This is a genomic window from Flavobacterium sp. P1_E4, from assembly GCF_056405915.1.
On the sequence record NZ_JBFUBE010000052.1, the window covers coordinates 1 to 2,752 of the forward strand.

At 37.6% G+C, this 2,752-nt stretch carries 2 protein-coding genes; one reads left to right on the forward strand and one right to left on the reverse strand.

Annotated features, from left to right (window positions below):
• Positions 1-160: 160 nt before the first annotated feature.
• Positions 161-901, forward strand: a complete 741-nt coding sequence (locus tag AC1DY0_RS18885) for a hypothetical protein (RefSeq protein WP_477190129.1) — start codon at positions 161-163, stop codon at positions 899-901.
• A gap of 226 nt (positions 902-1,127) precedes the next feature.
• Here AC1DY0_RS18885 and AC1DY0_RS18890 read toward each other — a convergent pair whose 3' ends face one another.
• On the reverse strand, positions 1,128-2,663 hold the full coding sequence (locus AC1DY0_RS18890; protein WP_477190130.1) for an IS1182 family transposase: 1,536 nt from the start codon (positions 2,661-2,663) through the stop codon (positions 1,128-1,130).
• Positions 2,664-2,752 lie beyond the last annotated feature (89 nt).

Consider the following 2,752-nt stretch of genomic DNA (forward strand, 5'->3'; position numbering starts at 1 on the left):
CTACACACCCTAACAGCCACTACAACGGATTTGGGCATTGGGCTTAATGGAAAGTTGGTTTTGTATTTGGGATGATTTGGCAAATCCGAAAATAGGGCTTAATTTAGTCCCAAACCCGCTGTAGTGCCAGAACGTTATGTGATATTTTAAAAGAAGAATAGTGGATAAAAGAGCCAAAAACATTTTACTGAAAACTTATTGGAGTGCGCAAGGTTGGAAAGGAGATTATACAACAGAACCTGATGATTTTGAATACGCAAAATCTAAAGGACTGATGTTTGATTCGCTAACTATTTCTAAAGAAGAGCTCATCTTGAGGCTTAACCAAATACTAATTAATATTCCTCTTAAAAAAGTAACTGATGCTTTTTTATGCAGTCTAACTAATAATAGACTTGATTGGCGGTCAGGTTTGGCTAGTTTCGCAAATGCAAAAAGACTTTTGGAAAATATAAATGTTGACGAACGACTTTATGGTCACGGAAAAGATATAAACTTAAATGTATTAAATTTTGAAAGGATTAAATGGGGTGGCGTTAGGCATCAAGAAGGATTGTATAATTTATTAGACCTTGAACTATTACAAAAAGAAATAGTCCCTTCTCCAACAAAAGAAGATATTGAAATTTTCAAAAAGATATTGCATAAACTTGAAAATGCTGATGCAAATGAAACGCCCAGTGTTTTTAGAGATAACCTAAAAGATGTTTTCAATAAATCCAAAAATGAAAGAGCTATTTTAATGGAAATACTTGGTTGTGCAGAAATCATCAAGGCTTTACGGTTTGACCGAAAAGTTCCTGCGAAATATGATTGGCGATTTATACTGCATTGGCGTGGCGAAGACAAATACAGCAAAACAAATTTAAAAATGTATTTTAGAGATTATAATCTAGAATAAAAAACATCACATAACAGCCACTACAACGGATTTGGGCATTTGGCTTAATGGGAAGCTGGTTTTGTATTTGGGTTGATTTGGCAAATCCGAAGAATGAGCTTAATTTAGTCCCAAACCCGCTGTAGTRCCAAGACGTCAGGCTGTGAAAAAACCTCTTTTTTTTCTCAAAATCTTCAAATTTTACAATCCTACAATTCAAATAAAGCCTTCTGAGAAGGCTCTTTTTTTAAGCTACTAATTTTATCGGATAAAAAATGTGCCTTGCATTTAGCTTTAAATAGATCACTTTTATTAAAAACAAGACTTTTGCCTTGTAGGGTGAGTTCCATTTTTGAAGTTTAGCAATCAGATCGGGAACGCCGAGTATATTGATACTGCGTTTGATGTTATAGACCAGCATAATTAGGCTGTGTTCTCCGTTTACTTTTTCCAATCCCGTTAAATTGGTGTGGTTGTAACCCCATTGCCGTTTAATAGTCCCAAAGATGTGTTCGTTGATTTCCTGCCGCTTGCGGTAGAGTTGTGCATTTGCGTGGTAGCGTTTGTTGTTTTCTTCCACCGCATCGGCATATTGGCTACGGTCTATGTCTCTGCCTGCTGTTCGGCTAGTGCATAAATGCTTTACGGGACATTCTCTGCATTTGGGAGTTCGGTATCTCTTGAACTCATAACTGTCTCTGTCCGTTGTTTTCTTGTACCAGGTGCCCGTGGTTATAAGCGTTTCTCCCTGCGGACAGGTGTAGGTATCGGTGGTTTTGTCGTACTCAAACTTGGTCACCAAATAATCGGGATGGGTGTTTTCTTTATTTTTTCCTTGTTCAGGCTGCGCAACAATTGTAGTGATGTTGGCTTGTCTGCAGATTTCTATTTGCTTGCCATTATGGTAGCCTTTGTCCACCAATGCGGTATATGTTTCAATGCCTAGATTCTCCTTGGCTTCGATGGCAATTGCCGATAAGGCACTGCGGTCGTTCTTGTTGATAGTGTGCGTGGCTACCACAAGGTTATGTTTAGCATCCACAGCCGCCTGCAAATTAAACGAAATTTCAACCACTTGTCCTTGCACTAATAAGGCTCTGGCATCACTATCGGTAGTGCTTATTTGCGGTTCGCCACTTGCTTTTAGTTTTTCTTCCAGCAAATCATAGCGAAGTTTGTTTTGTTGCAAGCGTTCTATCTTTTGCAGGATGTTTTGAATTTTAGGCTGATTTTCTTTGGTATCATTTTCCTCCAAAACATCAAGGTATTCTTGGGTTTTGGTTTCAATATATTCCAGATGTTGGTCTATTTTCTTTTGATTAAAATTGGCTTTCTTGCTATTGTGCGCTCGGCTTTTAGTCCCATCAATGGCAATGGTTTCCCCTGCTATTAAATCGGCATCTTTCAAGAACGAAACAAAGAGCTTGAATAAATTCTTAAGACCAACAGGATTGTCTTTTCTGAAATCGGAGATGCTGTGATAATTSGGACGAATRTCTTCYAATARCCACTGCATTTCAATRTTTCTAAGAGATTCTTTTTCTAGTTTGCGACTACTTCTTAATCCGTTGAGATAACCGTATAAATAGATTTTCAGAAACACTTTGGTATTGTAACTCGGGCGACCTTCTCCTTTGATACTTTGTATTGCAAAACCCAGCTTGGTGAGGTCAATAAATTCCACAAAAGCATCTATAAAACGAACTTGATTATCGGGACTTATAGCGTCTTCTAAACTAGAAAAACGCATCTGATGACGGGAAATTCCTGTGATATGCTGCATTCTTAAAAATACGAAAATTCCTGTTTTGACACAACTTTTTTGTTATATTTGGTGATATACAAACGGAGGTTTTTTCACAGACTGACGTT